Raw genomic sequence first — 21,479 nt, forward strand, 5'->3', positions numbered from 1 at the left:
TCTTTCGATATTTTATTAACCAATAAGTTGGTAGAACTTATTGATTTCCTTGATATTTCCTTTCTTTTCTATTTTAAGGTAATTAACAATACTTTCTCTCAACTGATGGTCGTTTAACATTTTTAATATTCCTTCGTAAACAGCGTCACCATTCATATCCACTACCAGACCATTTTTACCATCCACCATCTGATTGTAAACTGCATCAAATCTTGTGGTTACAACCGGAATATTAAGCATCCTGGCTTCTGCCAGTGCGAGACCGAATCCTTCAGTGCGGGAGGTTTGAACATAAATATCGGTATTTTTAATGAATGAATAAGGGTTTGGATCTACCCCTAAAAGTATAAAATGTTCAGTTAAGCCCTGTTCTATAATAGAAGCCTGTATTTCCTTTTTTAAAGGTCCCTTACCCAAGGCATACCATCTAAAATAGATACCTTCATCCTTTAATTTTTTGCATGCCCTCAATGCTATATCATATCCCTTTTGCTTTGCCAATCTCCCGATGGTAAGAATTCTAATCCCATCAAAATTGTCTTTATAGCCCTCCCCTAGTTCCGCCATTTCTGATATAAATTTAGGATTATTTATATCATAGATTACTTCTGTTTTATTTTTATATGAAGGAAAGGTTTCAAGGAATACTTCTTTTGTTGAATCTGAAACTGAAACAATTTTATCTATTTGATCGTAAAACTTAGTTTGAAACTTTTTGTCTTCCTCCAGTAACCTGTAAGTTACATTCACCCAGGCAAACTTTCGTCTTGCTTTGATTTTTTCCGCAACATAAAAAGTTGGGATTCCTTGAGCATAACTGATGGCTATATCATACAATTTTGTACTGGACTCTATTGATGAAGAGATGCTTTGCCAAAACAGCCTTGCTTTTTGTGGGTTGCTGTATTTTTTTCTTCGTATTCTAGTGGAATACTTCAACCTTGCATAAAGCATTTTCCATTCGTTATTTTTTGCTGTGTGGATAAACGCTTTCTTTAACCCTATTTTTGAAAACTTTGTATATTTTAGAGGAGCTAATATATTCACTTGTTCAGGCACAAGTGGCTCAAGTGCTGTTCCATGTGCAAATAACATTAAATCAACATTAAATTTACTATAGTCTAGTAAGGATAATAATGTTACTAAACTCTTTTCAGCACCTGCGCATTCCAATGAATCAATAACAAATAATAGATTTTTTTTCATTTATGGACCACCCTATTTTTCAATAATACTCTTTTATTCAACAACTTCTTAGCAGAGTTCCCCAATAAAAATAAGTTAACGTGAAAAGCCAATAATGAAACAAGAGCTTTATATTTTGCCGGCAGTATAGGATTGAAAAGAATATCCATATATCTCTTCCTCAAAAAAGTTTGCAGTTTCTTTATATACCCCTCTTTCTCCTGCTTATTGTTAATTTGGCTGCAAATATAGTTCACATGATCCATACAAGCAAATGTAAAACAAGCAATTACCTCGTTAAACACTTTTGAGTATCTATTAGACATAAATAAAAGAATCTCTTCCCACGCTATAAACGCTTGGAGTCTTTTTTTTGTATAATGGGAAGTTAAAATGCTGTTTTCCCTCTTAACATAAATATAGCCTGTAAAGTTGGTATAACTTATTTTATTCGCTTGGGCCAGAAGTCTGTATGTGGTTGACAAATCTTCATGGATCCGGCCTTCCGGAAAAGAAACGTCTTGAAAACATTTTTTATTGAATAATTTGTTGCATAAAGAAAAACGATAAAGGATTCCTTTAAACAGCTCCCTCATCGCCTCCTCGTTACTCATTACCTTTGTGAAGCCATGGGTATCAAAGTTAATGACTTTCCCATTTACTTCTCTTCCCAGTTTACATATCGAGATGTCGCACTCGTTTTCAATACAGAGATGATATAACGTTTGATACATATCCTTATCAATATAATCATCTCCGTCAACAAATCCAATAAATTGCCCTTGTGCAGCAGCCACACCTGCGTTTCTCGCGGCGCTTACTCCTTTGAACACTCTGTTTATCACTTTGAATCTCTTGTCCTGGAAGGCAAATCTCTCACATATAGAAAGGCTTTGATCGGTGGATCCGTCATTGACAAGAAGAACTTCTATGTTTTCATAGGATTGTTGACGTATACTTTCTAAGCATTTCACCAAATACTGCTCTACATTAAATATCGGTATGATAATGCTTATAACCGGAGTCACTTACCTCACCACTTCTTTATAGCTAATTTTTTCTTTCAATAATGTGGAGGAGACTCCTTTTGTGTAAGGGAAATATACAATATCAACCCCTACTTCATTAAATTTGCTCTGTAAATCTTTAAATAGTGGATTTCCTTTCCAGTCATCCCCCACAAACATAGCGTCAAACCTTAAGTTCTCCCATGCTTGATACTTATCTCTGTTGATTTGACCAACCACCATATCCACATATTTAATTCCGGCTACAATAGCTACTCTGTCTTTATGCGGAACAACAGGCTTTTTATTTTTATACTCCATGACCAATTCATCTGTACTAACTCCAACAATTAAAAAGTCACATAACTCTTTCGCATTCTTCAAGATATTTAGATGCCCAACATGAAAAAGATCAAAAACACCCGTGGTATATCCTAATTTATACGGCTTCATGATAAGAACTCCCTTTCTGCTCAAAACAAATTTTATGTAAATGGTCTACAAGTTTTTTACAAGCATTGCCATTTTCAAATGTTCCTATCTTGCTCAGAAATTCAGCTAATGAACGTTCATACTCTTCTTTTTTATAGCTGTCTATTTTTTCGAGCAGTTCTGGATGTGTCTTTGCTTTTAAAAAAGGGAGCTGTTGTATATCAAAATAAAGCTTTCTGTCATTTTTTATATAGCTTTCTACATCAGGGATATATTGAAAACAAGGACGAGAAGTAATGGAAAAATCAAAAAGCAAGGATGAATAATCCGATATTAATACATCAGATGCTGCTAATAATTCTTGGATATCGTCATAATAAGTAACGTCTTTTACATTTGAACTGAAATGAAGCTTATTGGATTCTCCCATCAAATGTGGATGAAGTTTAACGAGACAAACCCAATTGCCGCCAAACCTTTCTTTTAAACTTTTCAAAATGGTATCAAATGGGAGATGATAAATCTCTATATCGTTATTCTTTCGAAATGTAGGAGCATATAATACTATTCTGGCATCAACTGGTATTCCTATTGTTTTTTTTATACTATCCTTAATCATTAATGAGCTGTTGAAAAAAACATCATTTCTCGGTGTACCATGTTCAAACATAGCACCTTCATACCAGAATGACCTTTTAAATATGAAAGAACTACTTTCGCACCCAGATAATAATAAATCACATTTTTCAGAATCCCTTTGGGCCATTTGTATATATTGGTCTGGAAGCGAATCTATTGCATCCATTTCAATTTGCTTTAATCGTAATGAACTGTGCCATGTTTGAACATAATATTGTTCTTTTCGCTTAACAAACAAATCCGTTGTTCGGTAATTTGTAATGATTACTTTAGACGTGCATAACTCATAAAAGCAACGTAAAGACATTGTATTAACTTTCCGGAAACCTGTTAATTGTTGCTTTGATTTTGGATTATTAAATGCCCATACGATATCAAAATACCCATCTGGATAATGAGCCCTGATATACTCTGTTATATATTTTGGGTTGCATCCATATTGGCTTCCATAATAACTGAAACAGAAGATCTTATTATTTTGGATTGGTAAAAAATTAAAGAGATGAATAAACAACAGTGCTACATACTTTTTAAAAAGCGCTACGATCTGCATCTATCAACCTTCTCCTTTTTTGCCCCCTAAAGATCAATCTTTTTTAACTGCAGCTGCTTTGTTCTTTTTATATACTTCTCAGCTGCCTTTTTTAATAGAACATAAAGCATATTAACGTTGGGATGAATGGAAAATAGAAACAACTGATACCTTAAATCTTTATCTTCTTTTACCGCTTCAAAGAAGTGACTATAATTCAGCTTTACGTCTCCATGTATCATCTTTCTAAAATATTTGTCTTTATCCTTGCTATTGTTCATCATAAGCAGCCAATAATGAATGATACTCGTTTTTAACAAAAGCTTGTATGATTCTAATTTTAAGTCGCTGTATTTCTTTTCAATAAACTCATGACGTTCTTTTAACCCCTTAATGATATCCAAATTTTTCGGGCTATAAGAAGAAACAATACTATCCTCACGCTGATAGTAGTAATACAATGGCTGGTGTATCATTACATATCTCTGAATTCGGTCCATTACAAGGTGTGTCCAGAAAACATCCTCGAACAATACACCCTTTTTAAACGGAAGATCATTTATCATACTTGTTTTAAACAACTTACCCCAAGCAAAATTTTTCACTTTTTCATTAATGACCAATTCTTTCATTAATGAGTTTCGATTGAAAAGAATTGGAGGATCATCTTCAGCATAATACCGGTTGTCATAAAGCAAATGGTCATCATGGGCATAAAAAAAAGCGGCCTGCACCGCATCTGCTTTATATTTCAACATATAGTTAACTAGAACTTTTACCATGTTGGTATCGAGCCAGTCATCACTATCTACAAAAAGAGTGTAATCCCCGGTAACCAGTTTCATACCCGCGTTTCTGGCATCAGAAAGCCCACCGTTCTCTTTATGAATAACTTTTACTCGTGGATCCTTCTTTTGGTATTCATCAGCAATTTTCCCACACTGATCAGGTGACCCGTCATTTACCAGGATAACTTCCAGATTTGTGTAGGTTTGGCCAAGAACACTTTTCACACACCTATGAATATATTTTTCTACCTTGTAAATAGGAATAACCATGCTTACTTTATCCATCAATCCCCCCTCCTGCTTTATCGATTGACTGCCGAAACAGTGAGTAAACACCGTTTCACACAACTGATCACTTTGTCTTGGTCATATTGTGTAAGGTTTGAACCCGAAGGCAAGCAAATACCGTTGTTGAACAATTTCTCTGATACACTCATTCCTTCTTCACCATGAGAATAAAAATGTTTGCCCTCAAATAGTGGCTGTAAATGCAGCGGCTTCCATACAGGACGAGCTTCGATATTTTCCTTTTCCAACTCATTTATTATTTGAGGTATTGATATTACTTCTGGATCAACTGTTAGTACAGATAGCCAGCGATTGGAAAATGTGTTTTTAAGTTCAGGCATAAATTCAATACCTGATAAACCTCCAAGTTTTTGCTGATAATAGGAGAACACCTTTCTTCTTTGAGAAACCCGCTGATTCAATACTTCAACTTGAGCTCTTCCCATACCAGCCAGGATATTGCTTAACCTGTAATTGTAACCCATTTGGCTATGCTGATAATGCAAAGCTGGGTCTTTCGCTTGAGTCGCAAAGAAACGCGCTTTCTTCAGGTCATCTTCATGATTGGAAACGAGCATTCCTCCCCCGGAAGTGGTAATAATTTTATTTCCATTAAAAGAAAAGATACTGTATTTTCCAAAGTTGCCGCTGCGTTTTCCAAAATAAGAGGACCCCAATGATTCAGCTGCATCCTCGATAACTGGCACCTCATACTCATCACAAAGTTCCAAAAGTTCCTTCATCTTGGCAACCTGGCCATAGAGATTTACAATAATAACCGCTTTTGGCAGGTTGTTTTGCCGGTCCGCATCTTCAAGTGCTCTTCTTAACGCTGGAGGAGACATATTCCATGTTTCAGGTTCTGAATCAATAAATACAGGCTCAGCACCTTGATAGAGGATAGGGTTTGCACTTGCCACAAATGTCAGGGAAGAACAAAAAATCCGGTCTCCCTTTTTAACATCCAGCAACAATAGAGCTAAATGAATGGCCGCGGTGCCTGAGCTCACCCCTACAGCTCCACTTGCTCCAACATATTTGGCAATTTCTTTTTCAAAAGCATCAACATTGGGACCAAGAGGAGCAATCCAATTAGAATCAAAAGCTTTCTGTATATAGTCTTGTTCCTGGCCGCTCATATGAGGAGGTGAAAGAAAAATTCTTTCATTATTTTCCGCTAGCTGCACCTTACACACCTTCTATCTTTTGTTTTACTTTAGCGGGAACTCCAATTGCTGTTGAACTAGGTGGTATATCATGAATAACCACTGACCCTGCACCGACAACCGACCAGCTCCCTATTCTTTTTCTAGGTATAACTGTAGCTCCCGCCCCAACATGTACCCCATCCTGAAGGATAACTCCTCCGGTTAATGTTGCACTTGGAGAAACATGAACAAAATCACCAATCTGATTATCGTGTTCTATAACGGCATTTGTATTAATGATGGAATGCCGGCCTACACAAGCATCAGCCTGGATCACTGAATTCGCCATAACAACCGTTCCGTTCCCTATCAATGCTGAGGGGCTTATGATGGCTGATTGATGGATAACAGTAATGTAGTCTTCACAATGAAGATTCAACTTCATACCTATCTTTTTTCTTACCTCATTATTTCCGATTCCTATAACAAACTTGACCGCTCCATAGTGCTCTTGTACTTGTTTAATCGCCGTAAGTGGTCCGTAGAATACATCTTCTTTTATAAAAGTACGTGTAAACTTATCATCCAGGTATCCCGCAAGGACGTTTCCGTCTTGAGATAAAATGATATCTTTAATCACTTTGCTGTGCCCTCCATGACCAACAATGACGATATTCATAGTATCTCTTCCTTCGTATGCTGAGAACCTTTAAATGCTTCCATAGTAACCATCGGTGAGTGATTGACTCCCTCTGAATTTACAACTTTGAAAAACGTCAGCCACAATATTTTAAGATCCAGCCAAAAGGATTGGTGTTCAACATACCACACATCCAGTGTAAATTTTTCCTCCCACTCAATGGCATTCCGTCCGTTAATTTGTGCCCATCCAGTGATTCCCGGCTTTACCAAGTGACGTTTTGCCTGCTCGGGAGTATACAGCGGGAGATAATCCATCAGGAGTGGACGCGGCCCCACCAGGCTAAGTTCTCCTTTTAATACATTGATCAGCTGCAATAGCTCATCCAAGCTGTACTTACGCAAAAACCTCCCCGTTTGGGTTAAACGAAGATGATCAGGCAATAAATTTCCGTTCCCATCCTTTTCGTTTGTCATCGTTCTGAATTTGTAAAGGTAGAATGGCTTTCCGTATAATCCCGGACGCTGTTGTCTGAAAAGGACCGGAGAACCAATTTTGATTTTGACAAGTAGAATGGTTATTACGATGATCGGTGACAAGCCCATTAATAACAATATTGCCATTGTTAGATCCAGCGTCCTTTTCAACCTCTCCGCCTCCTTTATTGTTTTATTTTGTTGATAGCAGAATTTGTTTTTTTATTTCCTCAATGATGTCCTGTGCACTTCTATTCATGTTTTCATCGCTTTTACGGCAGATTTCAAGCAAAATTTCCTGAAGCTTTTGCTGAGTCAGTTTCTCGGATATACTCATTTTTCCGTATCACTTCCTTTACGCCATTTCAATCAGTTCATATAGCTTTTCAACTTCCTTGGCATTGCCATAGCTTCTATTCTTAATATTTTCACGCAAGGAAGCTACTTTCTGATGATTATTGATCAATTGAATGATCCCTTCAGCTATACCTTCAACTCCCTGCCGGATGATTACACCGTCTACCCCATCTTCAAGCTGGCTCTTGGATGTTGGGAAATCAGTAATCAGTACAGGCTTTTCCAGGATCTGAGCTTCACGTACGGTTACTGCTTTTCCTTCATATCGGGAGGGCTGAACATAAATATCACATGCTTTGATAAATGGATAGGGATTCGTTTGCTTACCCAATAAAATGAAGTGTTCGTGAAGAGTTAATTCATCAATTAATCTCTTAAGTTCATTTTCTAATGGACCATAACCGACAACATACCATTTCACTTGATACCCCTGGTCTACTATTTTCCTGCAGGCTTTTACTGCATCATCAATTCCTTTCGCATGTGAAAGCCTTCCTACGGTAACCAATATGGTTTCATTCGCATGTTTTGTCAGTTTCGGCAAGTCACTCACTCGTGCTTGTTCATAAATAAATTCAGGTGTCAGAATGTTCTCGATCACTTCCATTCGATCTTGAAAGTGAGGGAAAACGGAAAGAAAAGAATCTTTGCACCCCTCTGAAACTGCCACAAGGTGATCCATTTGCTCCCACATTTTCGCTTCTTCTGCCTGATTTACGGAAATGGTTGAGTAATCGGTGTGAATCCATCCTATTTTCTTTTTGGCTTTTACTTTTTCAGCTACAAAATAATGCGGCCATAAGAAACTGATGGCCGTATCATATTCTCCTTTCAGCTTTGGCAGGTAGGGAAGCGCAAATTTCCATCCATACTGGATAATGTAGTAGCCTGGTTCAGCGCTGCCTGACAATCTTCCATGGAGTGCTCCTGCACATCGGGCAAACACTCTTGAAAAAAGAATGGGAAATGCCCGTTGCTGCATCACTTGTTTTATCGATTTTCGAAAGGTGGTGTATTCTGCTATTTCGTTTAATAATCTTGGCCCTTCGGGAAGCAATGGCAGAAACTCTCCTTCGTGTTTAAAAAGCATCAGGTCCACATCATACCTGGAGTAGTCGATACTGTTTAACAACCCTATTAAACTTCTCTCCACCCCGCCAATCGCCAGATCGAATGAAGCAATCAGTATCTTTTTCTTCATCAGCTATCCCTCACCTTATGCTTTTATCCCATACAGCTCCATCCATGCAGGGAGATTGCCTGTTATGCTGTACCCTTGATTAGTTATGCTTTTACTAATCATCTCCCGCCTCGGTCTATGAACCATCAGAGCTTCATTAACCGCCTGAGTCCAACTGCTTATCTCAGCGTTAAGATTAAGGTATGAAACCAAGCCCATCCCCATCTCTGTACTGCGCGGCACTGCATCCGACAATACACATGGGGTTCCAGCGCATTGAGCTTCCAGTGCTGCAATTCCAAACCCCTCAAATTTGGACGGAAATAAAAAAACGTCCATGGCATTCATCAGCCGTGAAACGTCAGTTCTAACTCCCAAAAACTTTATATTTGATAATAGATTCATCTTTTCAGCTTTTTCTTCAACTTCCTTTTGCAATGGACCGTTCCCGATGAACAGCACAACCCATTTCTTATCTTCCCTGACCAATTGTTCCAGTATGTTCAAAATGAATGCCTGATTTTTAGATGCTGAAAAACGGCCAACATGTCCTAAAATTTTCACATCGGCTGTCAGCTGCAATTCCTGAATGACACTGCTTCTGGACTCTTTCCGGTTTAAGGATTCAAACGGCTTTAAATCGATCCCATTTTTTAATATGCTTACTTTGTTTCGCTTCAAAGAATGCTCTCCATAGAGGAACCTTGCTGCCTCAATACTGCAGCTGCAGTATTGATTGGCTGAAGCCTTTATTGTCGATTGAAGCAGTTTAAGAGCTATTCGTTCTTTTATCGATTTCCCTCTAGGCCAACCGGTGCTGTGAGAATGACTAATTCTTTTTTTAATACCTGAAAGCCTGGCAGCCAGGGCAGGAAAACCGCTTTGATAATCTGTATGGGCATGTATTGCAACGTATCGATGATCCCGCATGATTCTGACAAGATTTTTTATATACATAAAGGGACCAGAAGATCCAAGGCTTGGAATGGAATAAATGAATCCCCCAAGAGACTTGATTTCATCATCATACTCTCCTTTGAGCGAGTTATGGGTGACAAAATCAAATTGAACTTTCGTACGGTCAATGTTTCTGTAAACATTCATGATCAGTGTTTCTGCCCCGCCACGATCCATGGAGCTGACAATGTGCAGAACTCTTTTTATTTCTATATCTTCATCCATAGTCAACAACTGCCTTATAGAAAATTACTTTCATACATAATATTCAAGCTAATCACATTCTCGAAATAGTAATAAGCAAGGTAACAGATCAACAAAACATAATAGAAAAATTTCTGGTCCTTCTTTCTGAAAAGAAGCACGAGCCACGAAATTAAGATCATTTGATAAAGAGTGAAATAAATGGAAAAACGAGCAAATATCCAATTCTGTGAAGAAACGATCATAAATACAAAACCAATGATCGCCATATTGATGATATAGTCACTTTTGGGGAAGAGCTCTCTTAGTCGCTCCCTGCCAAAAAAAGCCACCAATAATGGTGCACCGTTAACCGCGACCCTGATCGTGCTTGCACCACCCTCGGAAAAATCCTGATAATGTCCATATTGAGTGTCCTGTATCGCTGAAAATAATAGGGTGGAAAACTGATCAAAAGCGGCTACAACGAGGACGGAAAGAAATAAAAGGAAAAGTGTACCTTTGGACCAGGCTTTAAAGCGAGCAATGAAATAGATAGGAATTAATACCAAGGCACTTTCGTGAAATAACGAAGCGAAAAGTACGATAAGCATGTACTTTTTCCAATCACCATTCAATAGATACTTGGTTGCTGTGAACACGATGGCTGCAGCCAGACACTGCCTCATACCATTCATGGAAACAAGATATAGACCCCCTGTAATATATACAAAAATACTAAGCTCTATCATTCTTGAGTACTTATAAAGAACCATGATAATAAGAAGATTGGTAATCAGGGCAGTAGTAAAAATAAGAACTTGAGGATCATTGCTGAACATCTTCAGCAACTTTTGCAGAATCCCAAACCCAATGTCTTTTTGGTTCAGAATATAGTCCCAGGTAAAATCACTGATTTCATACGTATGTTTATAAAAATAAGTATCCCCAATATTGGATCGCAGCCCCGATACCAATACCAATGATAAAAACGCCACAAAGACTAATAGTTTGTTAGGCCGTATAAAAGATAACGAAGAGGCAACCATTGCGGGAGCTATGGAAAAGTACCTGGCTAAGAACGCTACGGCAAAGACAACGGCAAGATTCATCCAAAGTATAGCCATTTTGCAGTTCCTTTCTTCTATGAGGTCTCAAAGTCGAAGCTGGATATGGATTAAGCACTTCTGGTTTTTGTCCCAATATACAAATAGAGGAGCAATCCCATTGGCAGCGCCAGCAGTGTCAGCCCTTTCTCCGGTGTTTCTCTTATAAAGCTGCGGTTATTCATCATCAGACTGCTTGATACATAGTGTACGGCCTGGCGAAATTTGAAGACCAAACCGGCTGATGGCAGCTTCATTAATTCTTTGCGATAAAAGGAAAAACCCTGAGGATTTTTCTGATACTGCAGAAACATATTTAGAGATGAACCGTCCGGAAGATATTCCACACAGCAAATCGTTTCGTTCATCAATAACATTTCAAATTCCTGATCCAGCTTGAAGTATTTATAGGCAAGTCCTACATATTTCTCTCCCTCAAAGAGAGGGTAGGGATAGCGTTTTGTCAGTGCCGACCGGTATACGAGCTTCTTGTCCCCTTTTACACCGTGCTTTTGATACAGATCAAATAATGTGGACGTCTGTAAATTTTCCGGCAGCCTTGTTCCAATGATGCTCCCGTTCGTATCGGCATCCAGTCCAATTAATCCGCTTACCTTGCTGTTTCCGTATTTGGTCCAAAAGAGAACGATCTTTTCAACTGCATCAACCGGCATGTAATCGTCTGAATCAATACAAACGTTGAGCTCTGTAGTGATCCGTTCATAGGCTGTATTATGAGCTCCATGCATACCTTGATTGTTTTGTTTAATGTAATCAATCTCGATTTCTTTTTCCTTAATCCATTTTTCGACCAGTTCTTTTGTGGTATCTGTGGAGCCATCATCGATAATCAGCCAAACAAAGTCTTTGCAGGTTTGTTTCTTCAGGCTTTCATAACACTGATGAAGGCAATAAGCTCGGTTATAGGTAGGCGTAAACACGGTTAGCAGTTTCACCTGGCTCCTCCTCCCAATAAGAGATAGGTTTCCTGCGTTTGCCTGGCTGTTTCACGGATATCAAATCCTCGGGATGCGAAAGCATTACTTTCAATACTCCGGTCTTTACTCATACATTGTGTATAATGCTGGAGTTTGTCCAACCAATTTTTCTTGTTATCCAAGGGTAGAAAGTTCACAAGATTTAAACCCAAATCAGCTTGTTTTGTTATGGTGTCGGAGATCATACAGGGTAATCCGGTTCCCTGAGCCTCAATCAGCGTGACCGGGAGTCCCTCATGAAGAGAGGGAAAAACAAATACATCAAACACCTGGTATAAACGCTGAACATCATTTCGAATGCCCAAGAATTTCACACTAGAATTTAAATTCAGCTGCTGTACCTTTTTCTCCATCTCCTGGCGCAGAACTCCGTCACCAGCCAAAAGCAAAACAGCTCGTTTATTGATTTTGTGATATTCAGAAAATAGTTCAATTAAAAAAGAGTGGTTTTTTTGCGGAGCAAACCTGCCCACATGGCCCATCACAAACGTGTTATCTTCTATGTTGAGTTCTTTTCTTACAGCATTTCGACATTCCCTGGTATATAAAAACTTTTCGGGTTCAATTCCATTGTTCAGTACTCTTGCCTTTTGCGCGTCTTGTGAAAACAGCCATTGAGCCGCTTCATTAGAGCAGGCGAATAAATGCGTAGCATTTTGTTTAATGCGGGTCCCTGCGTACCACTTATAAACCCGGGCAGCTTTCCCCCCCTCACTTCTTGTATTATGACTATGAGCAATGCGATGAGGGATTTTGTGTTTTTTTGATGCCCGCAGCACAAGGCCGCTCATCTTATCCATGTGAGAATGAATGATTCTGTACCCGCTGTTTTGTTTAAAAAATCCATTCAGAGCGTCCACATACTTAAAATGGCCAATATCAGTAAGGTAAGGGATCCGGTGAACCTTTCCGCCCATTTCTATGATCTCTTCATCAAATACTCCTTGGCGGTTGGTTAAAAAGTCGAATTGCACCTTTGTTCGGTCAATATTGCGGTACAGGTTCATAATTAATGTTTCAGCGCCGCCACGGTTCATATTCACCACGGCATGAAGGACTCTTAATGGATTTCCCATTTTTCTTCCTCCAATTCATTCATGTATTCTTTGCAAATGGCTGTTTTTTCTGCCAGTACTTTGGTTATAGAGAACTTCTCCAAAACCACGCTTCTTCCGTTTGCCCCCAATCTTTTTCTTAATTCAGGATTAGAAGCAAGCAAACGAATCTTTCTGACATATTCAGCAGCGTGTTGGGTTTCAACCATCCAACCTGTTTTATTGTTTTGTATTAAATCGTGGTGCCCCCTGTTTTTGTTGGCCAGCACAGGTAATCCGCACGCCATCGCTTCCAAAATGTTTACAGGAAGTCCTTCCCGTAAACTTGATGCGACAGCAAGATCACTGACATTCAGAAAGGGAAGAATGTCTTTTTGATAACCAAGAAACTCGACCTTATCTTCAACTTTCTTATCCTTAGCCAATTTACGGCATTCCTCCAGCAATGGACCTTCTCCAGCAAGAAGTAATTTTACCTGTGGAAGCTCTTTTGTCAAATCAGCAAGGATGTTAATGAGTAATTGCTGATTTTTGTTTTTGTTAAATTCTGCAGCGTAAAAGAGCAGGAATTCATTTTCCACATACCCCAGTTTCTTTCTTAATTCTTGCTTTACAGCATCGGGAATGGGTCGGAAACGGGTGGTATCAACTCCAACACCATGTACATGGTGAATGGCTGCTGCCCTGAACCGGTTACTGGTCGCTGTCTGATAATCCTCTTTATTAATGGTTATCAGGCTGTCTGTATTCTTAGCCAGCAATTTTTCAATGGGATAATACAACAGCCAGTTTAGGCGAGGTGCCCCTTTATAAAAGTGAAATCCATGTGCAGTATAAATCACCTTTGTCCTTTGGCTTTTCGCTGCCAGACGGGCGAGAACTCCGCCCATCGGCGTATGACAATCAATAATTTGATACTGATTCTCATCAATTAAGGCCTTCAGCTCACGATAAGCCAGGAGATTAAGCTTACTTATGGGAGATCTCTGAATGGGCAAATTAAACTTTTTATCCGTATAGGGAAGTTCAAGGTTTCCATGAGCTGCAACATGCACGCTCCACCCCTGCTCCTTAAACCATTTCATGACAGGTAAGTGGAATTTTTCAAAGTGAAAATCAACGGTTGCACAAAACAATATCTTTTTCATAGGTATCCCTTTTTCTATTAACTTTTTTAACTCGGAACAGTGACCAATTGTTCTTGAGCTTGATATTCATTGGTATAGTACAGCAGCTTTGCCCTCAAAGTGTTGGCATCAAGCAAGGATGTCTGTACAATAAGTTCGTCAATCTCGCTTCGGTAAACTCCTGGTGTTGTTTTGCCTACATATATTTTTGGAAAGACCTGCTGATCATGAACCTCATCAGGCTTTAATAATTCTTCAAACAATTTTTCTCCTGGTCGGATCCCAGAGAATTCAATACCGATATCTTCAATGGAATGGCCTGAAAGGGTGATTAAATTTCTGGCAAGGTCCACAATCTTAACTGGATCTCCCATGTCCAGCACAAAAATTTCTCCGCCTTGTGCAACCGCTCCAGCTTGAATAACAAGCCTGGAAGCCTCTGGAATGGTCATAAAGTAGCGAATCATCTCGGGATGGGTGACGGTTACCGGTCCGCCTTTTTCAATCTGCTTTTTAAAGAGCGGAATGACGCTCCCCCGGCTGCCCAGAACATTTCCAAAACGGACCGCAACAAACTTTGTTTTGCTTTTGGTGTTTAAATCCTGAATCACCATTTCGGCCAGCCGTTTGGTTGCACCCATCACACTAGTTGGATTGACGGCCTTGTCAGTCGAAATCATGACAAATGTCTCAACCCCATGCCAGTTTGCCGCTTCAGCAATATTTCTCGTTCCCATCAAGTTATTTTTCACAGCTTCTTCCGGATTCCGTTCCATTAAAGGAACATGCTTATGTGCAGCTGCATGATAGATGACATGCGGACGATGCTTGCCAACCACCGTCAATATTTTTTGCTGGTCCTGCAAATCTGCAATTTCAGTTATAAACTCAATGCTTGAATGTCCAAATGATTCTCTCAGTTCCATTTCAATAGAATAAATACTGTTTTCACCATGTCCTAAAAGAATCAGCTTACCAGGTGAGAACTTGGAAATTTGACGGCAAACCTCAGAACCGATGGACCCGCCTGCTCCTGTTACAAGTACGGTTTTACCGGTTACATACTCGGAGATACTGTCAATGTCCAAATGAACAGGCTCGCGCCCCAATAAGTCCTCCACTTTCACGTCACGAAACTCGTTAATTGACACCTTTCCTGTCATTAAATCCTCGAGCATGGGAATGATTTGTGTCTTAACATTGGTTTTCGTGCATGCATGCGCAATGGTGTTTAATTCTTTTTTTCTGAGCGAGGGAATAGCGATCACGATATTCTCGATTTCGTATTCTTTCACAGCTTGTTGAATTTGACCAAGTCCTCCAATGACGGGTATCCCCATAATGTCCAAATACTGTTTTTTGGGATCATCATCAATAAAACCCACAGGCTGTAACTTGCTGTTACTGTTTTTCAACAATTGCCGTACAATCATTGTCCCCGCCGATCCCGCTCCAACAATCAATGTTTTTTTCTTGTCCGTTGCTTTTAAGAGATAGGTGTCCCTAAACATTCTCCAGCAAAAACGCGAACCACAAATGGACAGGACATGAATCAGCCACGTTACAACCAGCAGCCGGAAATAGATATCTTCCAAAAGAACTTCCTGAATAACACCTGCACACAGAATGGATATGGTAACAACCTTCAGAATGACAATTAACTCGCCTATGCTTGCATATTCCCATGCCTTTTTATACAGCTTGAATTTGATAGAGAACAAATGGTGGCTGATTAAAATAACCAGCGAACTTAAGACAATGGGCGGGGTCAAGACATGAATATCAGCACTCACTAAAAACCGGCTAAAAAAGATCGCGGTTAACACAATGACCGAGTCAATTGCTAAAAATAAAGTAAGCCTTTGTCTGTATGTCATAGCCTTCCTCCTCTTTTTCTTTATCTTGGCTAATGTAAATAAAAGAATTTAAGTATAGGTTCTTCGTAAAGAGCACATACTTAAATTCTTTTATGTACAGTAATACCGCCCGCTCCTGCTAAATGCAGAAGCGGCCAGCTTACGTAATACCGGGGGCATTTAACCCCACCTCACATCACACTTCCGACGACAAGCGTCTAAGGTTCCTTAATAACCCACAGCATGACCGAGTGCCTCCATTGATATCAGGAAGGAGACATCCCCATTAAAATCTCAATACAGAACGTCTTATTCTTAATAGAGAACAAAACAATTAAAAAAATAGGCAGTTATCGATTAACAACTGCTCCCAGGATTGGTGTTCTTGATAGCTCAAGAACACTTTGGGTCTCATATACTTTTGCTTTTTTTGTGACACCCCGTCTCATGACAAGGATAATACCATCGCTGTGTTCAGCAACCAGCTTCGTGTCCGTAATATCCAGTACAGGAGGTGTATCAATCAGGATGATGTCATATTTATCATACATACTGTTCAGAAAATCTTTTAAAAAATTTGAACTTAGTAATTCTGCCGAGCTTAGCGGTGATGGTCCGCTTGTCACAATATCCAGCCTTCCGATTTCAGTAGATTGAACGACCTTGCTTGATGGCGAAGAACCATTGAGAATCGTAGAAAGCCCCTGCTCGTTGTTTATCTTAAATATAATGTGTAGAAAAGGATCTTTAAGGTTTGCATCAATGAGCAAAACCTTTTCTTTATGCTGGGCGATTGAAACCGCTAAATTGGCAGCAGTGGTCGATTTTCCCTCTCCCTTTTCAGGGGAAGTAATTACAAATACTTTCTTATTGTCCTCTTTTGTAAGGAAGTGAATATTTGTGCGAATGGTACGATATTGCTCTGAAACAGAGGAATGTGGATGTGAAAATGTCACTAAATTTCTTTTTTTGTTGACTTTTCTTTTTTTATTTAACATCAACACTTTCACTCCTTACTTCATAGGGCTTCTCATTTTTTTGAAGTTTTCGTTGATCAATTTTCGGAACGCTTCCCAATAGAGTAATGCCCAAATCATCCAGTTCTCTTGATCCGCGTATTGTATCATCCAGTGAATCACGCAAGAAAGCAAGTCCAATGCCGGCCATTAATCCGATTATAAAAGAAATGGTCATCGTTCTCGTATCATTTTCATTTATTGGATATGGATTTACCTTTGCTGGTGATAGATATCTCACATCCTTAAAACTGAGAATATCGGGAATTTCTTTTTTAAATACGGTGGCTGTGGTGTTGGCTATTCGTGCCGCCATTTCGGCGTTAGTGTCTGTGACATTGATGCTGACGACTTGGGATTCATCCACACTTTCAACATTAATTTTCCCTGCCAATGATTCTGGTGTGATGTGCAAGTCTAATTGATCTACTACCTTTTGCAGCACGGTGACATCCCTGATAATGACTTGGAGGGTCTTCATGTTATCCTGGTTTGCTCCAATAATAATACGTGTGGAAGATTGGTAGAGCGGTGTTGTGTAATAGGTGGCATAAAGACTTCCACATAAGGTGAAAAGAATTGTGACTGCCGCAATAATCCAAAGCTGACGCCGCATTACATTAAATAATTCTTTAATATTGATTTCCTTCGCTCGTTCTCCATCCATTAACATCACCCGCTTGGTTGTAGTAAAAAACTTATGTTCTTTGTGAAGAACACTAACGTTAAATGTTTTTGTTCAAATTGGAAAATATATAGTAATATTTTAGTTCTTTATAAAGAACAAGTCAATGCTTAATAGGTATAATTACATGCTTAAACGAACGTTAGGAACAGATTACCTTCTCTTCCTCAAAGAAAAAAGAGATTTCAACATTGTAAAACTGAGACAGCTTGCTCAAAAGTTCAACTGACGGCATTCGGCTGCCCCTTTCTATTTTTGAGAGATTGCTATAATTAAATTGAATCTCTTTTCCCAATTCCTGCAATGTCACTCCATGCTCGAGACGGAGTGTTTTCATACGTTGTCCAATACCCTTCATCGTATTCCCCTTTTTCGCGTGTTCTTCAATCTAACTTAAATTGCCGATTTGTTTACTTAATAAATGCTGAAACATGCCCTTTCCCTCTGCTAGTTGTTTGAATCCTCCTTTTTGAACGATCCTTCCCTTTTCAAGAACGACTACCTGATCCGCATTACGTATGGTTGACAAGCGGTGGGCTATTACGATAATGGTCATCGATCCTTTAATTCTCTCCAAGGCCATTTGTATTTTAGATTCATTTTCTGTATCCAGAGAGCTGGTGGCTTCATCCATGATTAGTATGGATGGTTTCTTCAAGATCGCTCTTGCCAATACAAGCCGCTGTCTCTCACCTCCGGATAGTTTTACACCTCTGTCACCTATCTGTGTATCCAAACCGTTCGGAAGCTTTCTGACAAACTCTGCACATGCGGAAAATTCAAGAGCTCCCCAGATGTCCTCTTCACTTGCATCAGGATGAACAATCAGGAGATTATCCCTGATACTTTCATTAAAGAGAAAGGGATCCTGCGGAACATAACTTATCGATTGTCTCAAGGCTTTCACATTTTCTCCCGAAAGCCGGTGTCCATCAATGAGTACATCTCCTTGCTCCGGTTGATTAAGGCCCGTTAAAATATCTATCAGCGTACTTTTTCCTCCCCCCGACTTTCCTACAATGGCGGTCATTCGGTTGGCAGGAATCGATAGATTAATATCTTCAAGAGCATAATGATACTCTTTTTGATTATATCGAAACGTTACGTCTCTGCACTCTATCTCATTCACTAATTCTAAACGTTCGCTTTCCATTTCCCTTGCTTCTGACTCTTGAGCCAGTTTGGTTTCTTCCTCTAAAGAATGAATATTAACAAAGGAAGGGATATAAGATGCGAGTTGTTCAAAGCTGGATTGAATCCCTGTAAACCGCGGCCACAGCTTTGAAAAGATAAGCAGGATGATGAGCAGCTGACCTGCTTGTCCCTGGAACAGGTTCACCGAAAGGTAAATAAATACAGCAATTAAAATGGCAGATGCCCCTTTGTAAAAGAGCTGCGAATCTGATTTTAGCCTTGCGTAATCAATTTGCTCCTGTACCATGCCATCATTAAGCCTGGTAAGCCATTGAAGCCGTGACGTTTCTAGATTATTCACTTTAATGTCTTTTATTCCATTTAGCTGATCGGTGATACCAGCAAAATAGTGCTGTGCTAACTGAGACGTCTTGTTCCCAAGTAGCTTTGAACGTTTAATAAATTTTCGTGAGAAAAAGGCAAGGATGAGACCTGATAAAAGAACAAAGGCAGTAATATTGGGCGACAGACAAAAGGCAATCCCAATCTGTATCGCAGTAAAAATCAGCGACGTTAAAAGCTGCATAAACAAACCCACCCCAGCATTTACCCGTGCCAACTCAATTGTCAATAAATTAATAAGATCGGACTTTCGCTTTGTAATGAACAGATTCCAGTTAGAATACAATAATGATTCATAAAGTTTAATCCTAACTTCTTGTATAAACCCTTGGTGCATACTGATTGTAAAAATTGATAATTTTCTCTGAATGATATTTTGTAATACAACGACCAAAACATAGATACCTAGGACTATGGGCAGAATAGCTTTAACCGAATAGTCATCAAAGGAGGGTAAGTACTGCATTAAAAAGCTTGAACCGCTTGATTTCAAGATTCCGCTAACGCTTAAAAGCGGAACCAGAAGGAATATCCCCATGCCTTCGAGAACGCTTACCAGCACCATTCCGGCAAGGTTGATATACCACACTTTGCCACAATAGATGTAAAACCGTTTCATAAACTTAATAACTTCTTTCATACTCTCAGTCCCTTCTAAAACAAAGCTTGCTTTCTTGTTTTTCTCCAAGCACACAAAAAAGGACGTAAAGGGAAATACAATACATGCAGGATGCGGGGCAGTGGAAGCGTCTCAACATCCGTGTAAAATGGATAAAGAAGACTGAGAATATGAAGGATCTTTTGATGTACTGACATAATAGAAATTAAGTACTTTTTATGATAGCTTGCAACATCTGGTGGCAACGGTTCATTATGCAAACTCACCATTTTCTTCAAATAAAACAGAGTATCCTTCGCCAATTTCCCAGGACGATTGCCTCGAAAAAAAGGCTCCATCTCTTTTAAGATCGGTGTGTAAAAGAAATTGGCAGACAACAATAGAGCCTGGCCTCCAATGTGTTTATAGCTGTATTTGTCCATAAGCTCAATGGTGTTTTCCCAATTGATGTTCTGCCTAGCCAGCATGTCAATATCCGCCAGCCAGCGCAAACGGGACCAGCCATGCCTTGCTCCATGCGTCGTCAAAAATAAAAAGAGATCCTCCTTACCCAAAATATAAATCTCGCTAATTGAAAGGGTACTTTTTCTCCTTCTAGCCCATAAATCAACAAAGGAGGGTTCTTTTGCTGGACCAGGATTAAGCCGCCAATGCAATTCAATTTTTATGTTTTTTTCTGGATGTATAAATGTGATATGATGGTGTCGCCATTTCCAGTCATTTAAAACCGTAAGTATGTAGTCGTCTTTTTGATAGCCCAGTTTTTCCAAAATACCTTCAGCTTGTCCCAAATTTTCCATTGGAATTAAAACGTCAAGATCTGAAGATGTCCTTAACGAAATATCCCCATATAAATCCTCACCAAGTACTGGCCCCTTCAATACAATCATTTTGATGCTATTTTGCATAAAGAGTTGATTCACTAAATCCATTTCCCCACAAAGCTTCAGCATGTTAAAAACATTCCATTTATAGTGAGACTGCATCTTTTCTGCAGACTGTTCAGGAATGCCCTCCGGCATGTTTTTACAGAGCAGAGGGTAAAGCTTGTGGTGCATGGCGAATTGAACAAATTTCTCCCAATCCAACTTCTCGAAATGTTCCAGCTTGCGGGCTGATTGATCTTCCTGAATCATTTCAAGGATGACGGTTAGCTCGCCAGGAATCTCTCTTTTATCCAATCCCGCTTCTTTTGACATGATTTTCTCCTCTGTTTTCATTTGCAAATTTGGCTACTACAGAAAAATCCGACATTACATCTGCTCCTGTAATGATGCGGGTTCCACTCCTTAACCAGGCATGTGCAATCAATTTTCCACTTTTATCTTTTGCTGTTCCCAAATAAAGCGTGCTTGGAATCTTTCGGCGACTAAGCATTTTGGATGCTGCAATGGCTCTGACCAGACATTTACTTTCCCAAGGGGTACGGCGACTGATAATATGCAAAGCATCAGATATGCTGTTTAGCACCGGCACATCACCTTTAGTGTCTTCTTTCATTGTCTCCTTCATTGGTGTTCCAAGTGTTGGAGCAACCTTGGAAAAGGGAACCGAGATTAATATACGGCCCAATCCTAAATAAAAAAGGGCTTCGAGAAACAGCCTTTTTTTCTTTGGATCAAGAAAAAGAAAATTTCTTACGATACGAGAGTCATTGGCCATTTCTTAC

General features: G+C 39.3%; 22 protein-coding genes. All 22 read right to left on the reverse strand.

Features of this window, described 5'->3' with window-relative positions:
- Window positions 1-15 precede the first annotated feature (15 nt).
- Window positions 16-1,206 (reverse strand): glycosyltransferase, encoded by a 1,191-nt coding sequence (locus tag QYB97_RS19730; RefSeq protein ID WP_301167743.1) that lies wholly within the window; start codon window positions 1,204-1,206, stop codon window positions 16-18.
- Entirely contained in the window at window positions 1,203-2,213 is a 1,011-nt protein-coding gene (locus tag QYB97_RS19735) for a glycosyltransferase family 2 protein (RefSeq protein WP_301167744.1), read from the reverse strand. The genes QYB97_RS19730 and QYB97_RS19735 overlap by 4 nt, the downstream gene beginning before the upstream one ends.
- A complete protein-coding gene (locus tag QYB97_RS19740; RefSeq protein ID WP_301167745.1) occupies window positions 2,214-2,645 on the reverse strand; it encodes an FAD synthase family protein in 432 nt (143 codons plus the stop codon).
- Window positions 2,632-3,816 (reverse strand): CDP-glycerol glycerophosphotransferase family protein, encoded by a 1,185-nt coding sequence (locus QYB97_RS19745; RefSeq protein ID WP_301167746.1) that lies wholly within the window; start codon window positions 3,814-3,816, stop codon window positions 2,632-2,634. The genes QYB97_RS19740 and QYB97_RS19745 overlap by 14 nt, the downstream gene beginning before the upstream one ends.
- A 26-nt stretch (window positions 3,817-3,842) precedes the next feature.
- The gene (locus QYB97_RS19750; protein ID WP_301167747.1) at window positions 3,843-4,868 is read right to left on the reverse strand and encodes a glycosyltransferase family 2 protein; all 1,026 of its coding nucleotides are present in this window, start codon (window positions 4,866-4,868) and stop codon (window positions 3,843-3,845) included.
- Window positions 4,869-4,885: 17 nt separating this feature from the next.
- The gene (locus QYB97_RS19755; RefSeq protein WP_425589829.1) at window positions 4,886-6,058 is read right to left on the reverse strand and encodes an aminotransferase class I/II-fold pyridoxal phosphate-dependent enzyme; all 1,173 of its coding nucleotides are present in this window, start codon (window positions 6,056-6,058) and stop codon (window positions 4,886-4,888) included.
- A gap of 1 nt (window position 6,059) precedes the next feature.
- Entirely contained in the window at window positions 6,060-6,698 is a 639-nt protein-coding gene (locus tag QYB97_RS19760) for an acetyltransferase (RefSeq protein WP_301167748.1), read from the reverse strand.
- Window positions 6,695-7,306 carry a sugar transferase gene (locus QYB97_RS19765; protein ID WP_301167749.1) on the reverse strand — a complete coding sequence of 204 codons (612 nt, stop codon included), beginning with the start codon at window positions 7,304-7,306 and terminating at the stop codon, window positions 6,695-6,697. The genes QYB97_RS19760 and QYB97_RS19765 overlap by 4 nt, the downstream gene beginning before the upstream one ends.
- A 22-nt stretch (window positions 7,307-7,328) precedes the next feature.
- A complete protein-coding gene (locus QYB97_RS19770) occupies window positions 7,329-7,472 on the reverse strand; it encodes a hypothetical protein (protein WP_301167750.1) in 144 nt (47 codons plus the stop codon).
- Between the two features lie 18 nt (window positions 7,473-7,490).
- Window positions 7,491-8,696: a glycosyltransferase gene (locus tag QYB97_RS19775; RefSeq protein WP_301167838.1), complete on the reverse strand. Its 1,206-nt coding sequence runs from the start codon at window positions 8,694-8,696 to the stop codon at window positions 7,491-7,493.
- Window positions 8,697-8,708: 12 nt separating this feature from the next.
- Window positions 8,709-9,854, reverse strand: a complete 1,146-nt coding sequence (locus QYB97_RS19780) for a glycosyltransferase family 1 protein (RefSeq protein WP_301167751.1) — start codon at window positions 9,852-9,854, stop codon at window positions 8,709-8,711.
- A gap of 14 nt (window positions 9,855-9,868) precedes the next feature.
- Window positions 9,869-10,939, reverse strand: a complete 1,071-nt coding sequence (locus tag QYB97_RS19785) for an EpsG family protein (protein WP_301167752.1) — start codon at window positions 10,937-10,939, stop codon at window positions 9,869-9,871.
- Window positions 10,940-10,989: 50 nt separating this feature from the next.
- Entirely contained in the window at window positions 10,990-11,874 is an 885-nt protein-coding gene (locus tag QYB97_RS19790) for a glycosyltransferase family A protein (protein WP_301167753.1), read from the reverse strand.
- The gene (locus QYB97_RS19795; protein ID WP_301167754.1) at window positions 11,871-12,992 is read right to left on the reverse strand and encodes a glycosyltransferase family 1 protein; all 1,122 of its coding nucleotides are present in this window, start codon (window positions 12,990-12,992) and stop codon (window positions 11,871-11,873) included. The genes QYB97_RS19790 and QYB97_RS19795 overlap by 4 nt, the downstream gene beginning before the upstream one ends.
- Window positions 12,977-14,125: a glycosyltransferase family 4 protein gene (locus QYB97_RS19800; RefSeq protein ID WP_301167839.1), complete on the reverse strand. Its 1,149-nt coding sequence runs from the start codon at window positions 14,123-14,125 to the stop codon at window positions 12,977-12,979. The genes QYB97_RS19795 and QYB97_RS19800 overlap by 16 nt, the downstream gene beginning before the upstream one ends.
- Before the next feature lie 20 nt (window positions 14,126-14,145).
- The gene (locus tag QYB97_RS19805) at window positions 14,146-15,975 is read right to left on the reverse strand and encodes a polysaccharide biosynthesis protein (protein ID WP_301167755.1); all 1,830 of its coding nucleotides are present in this window, start codon (window positions 15,973-15,975) and stop codon (window positions 14,146-14,148) included.
- 329 nt (window positions 15,976-16,304) lie between these two features.
- A complete protein-coding gene (locus tag QYB97_RS19810; protein WP_301167840.1) occupies window positions 16,305-16,952 on the reverse strand; it encodes a CpsD/CapB family tyrosine-protein kinase in 648 nt (215 codons plus the stop codon).
- The gene (locus tag QYB97_RS19815; protein WP_301167756.1) at window positions 16,942-17,637 is read right to left on the reverse strand and encodes a YveK family protein; all 696 of its coding nucleotides are present in this window, start codon (window positions 17,635-17,637) and stop codon (window positions 16,942-16,944) included. Before QYB97_RS19815 ends, QYB97_RS19810 begins: the two co-directional genes overlap by 11 nt.
- A 160-nt stretch (window positions 17,638-17,797) precedes the next feature.
- Window positions 17,798-18,013 carry a helix-turn-helix domain-containing protein gene (locus QYB97_RS19820; protein WP_301167757.1) on the reverse strand — a complete coding sequence of 72 codons (216 nt, stop codon included), beginning with the start codon at window positions 18,011-18,013 and terminating at the stop codon, window positions 17,798-17,800.
- Between the two features lie 30 nt (window positions 18,014-18,043).
- Window positions 18,044-19,831, reverse strand: a complete 1,788-nt coding sequence (locus tag QYB97_RS19825) for an ABC transporter ATP-binding protein (RefSeq protein WP_301167758.1) — start codon at window positions 19,829-19,831, stop codon at window positions 18,044-18,046.
- Between the two features lie 14 nt (window positions 19,832-19,845).
- Complete coding sequence (locus QYB97_RS19830) at window positions 19,846-21,009, reverse strand: nucleotidyltransferase domain-containing protein (protein ID WP_301167759.1); 1,164 nt, start codon at window positions 21,007-21,009, stop codon at window positions 19,846-19,848.
- Window positions 20,984-21,472, reverse strand: coding sequence for a lasso peptide biosynthesis B2 protein (locus QYB97_RS19835; RefSeq protein ID WP_301167760.1), 489 nt, complete (start codon window positions 21,470-21,472; stop codon window positions 20,984-20,986). Before QYB97_RS19835 ends, QYB97_RS19830 begins: the two co-directional genes overlap by 26 nt.
- Window positions 21,473-21,479: the final 7 nt, after the last annotated feature.

This window comes from Fictibacillus fluitans (assembly GCF_030418125.1).
GTDB lineage: Bacteria > Bacillota > Bacilli > Bacillales > Fictibacillaceae > Fictibacillus_C > Fictibacillus_C fluitans.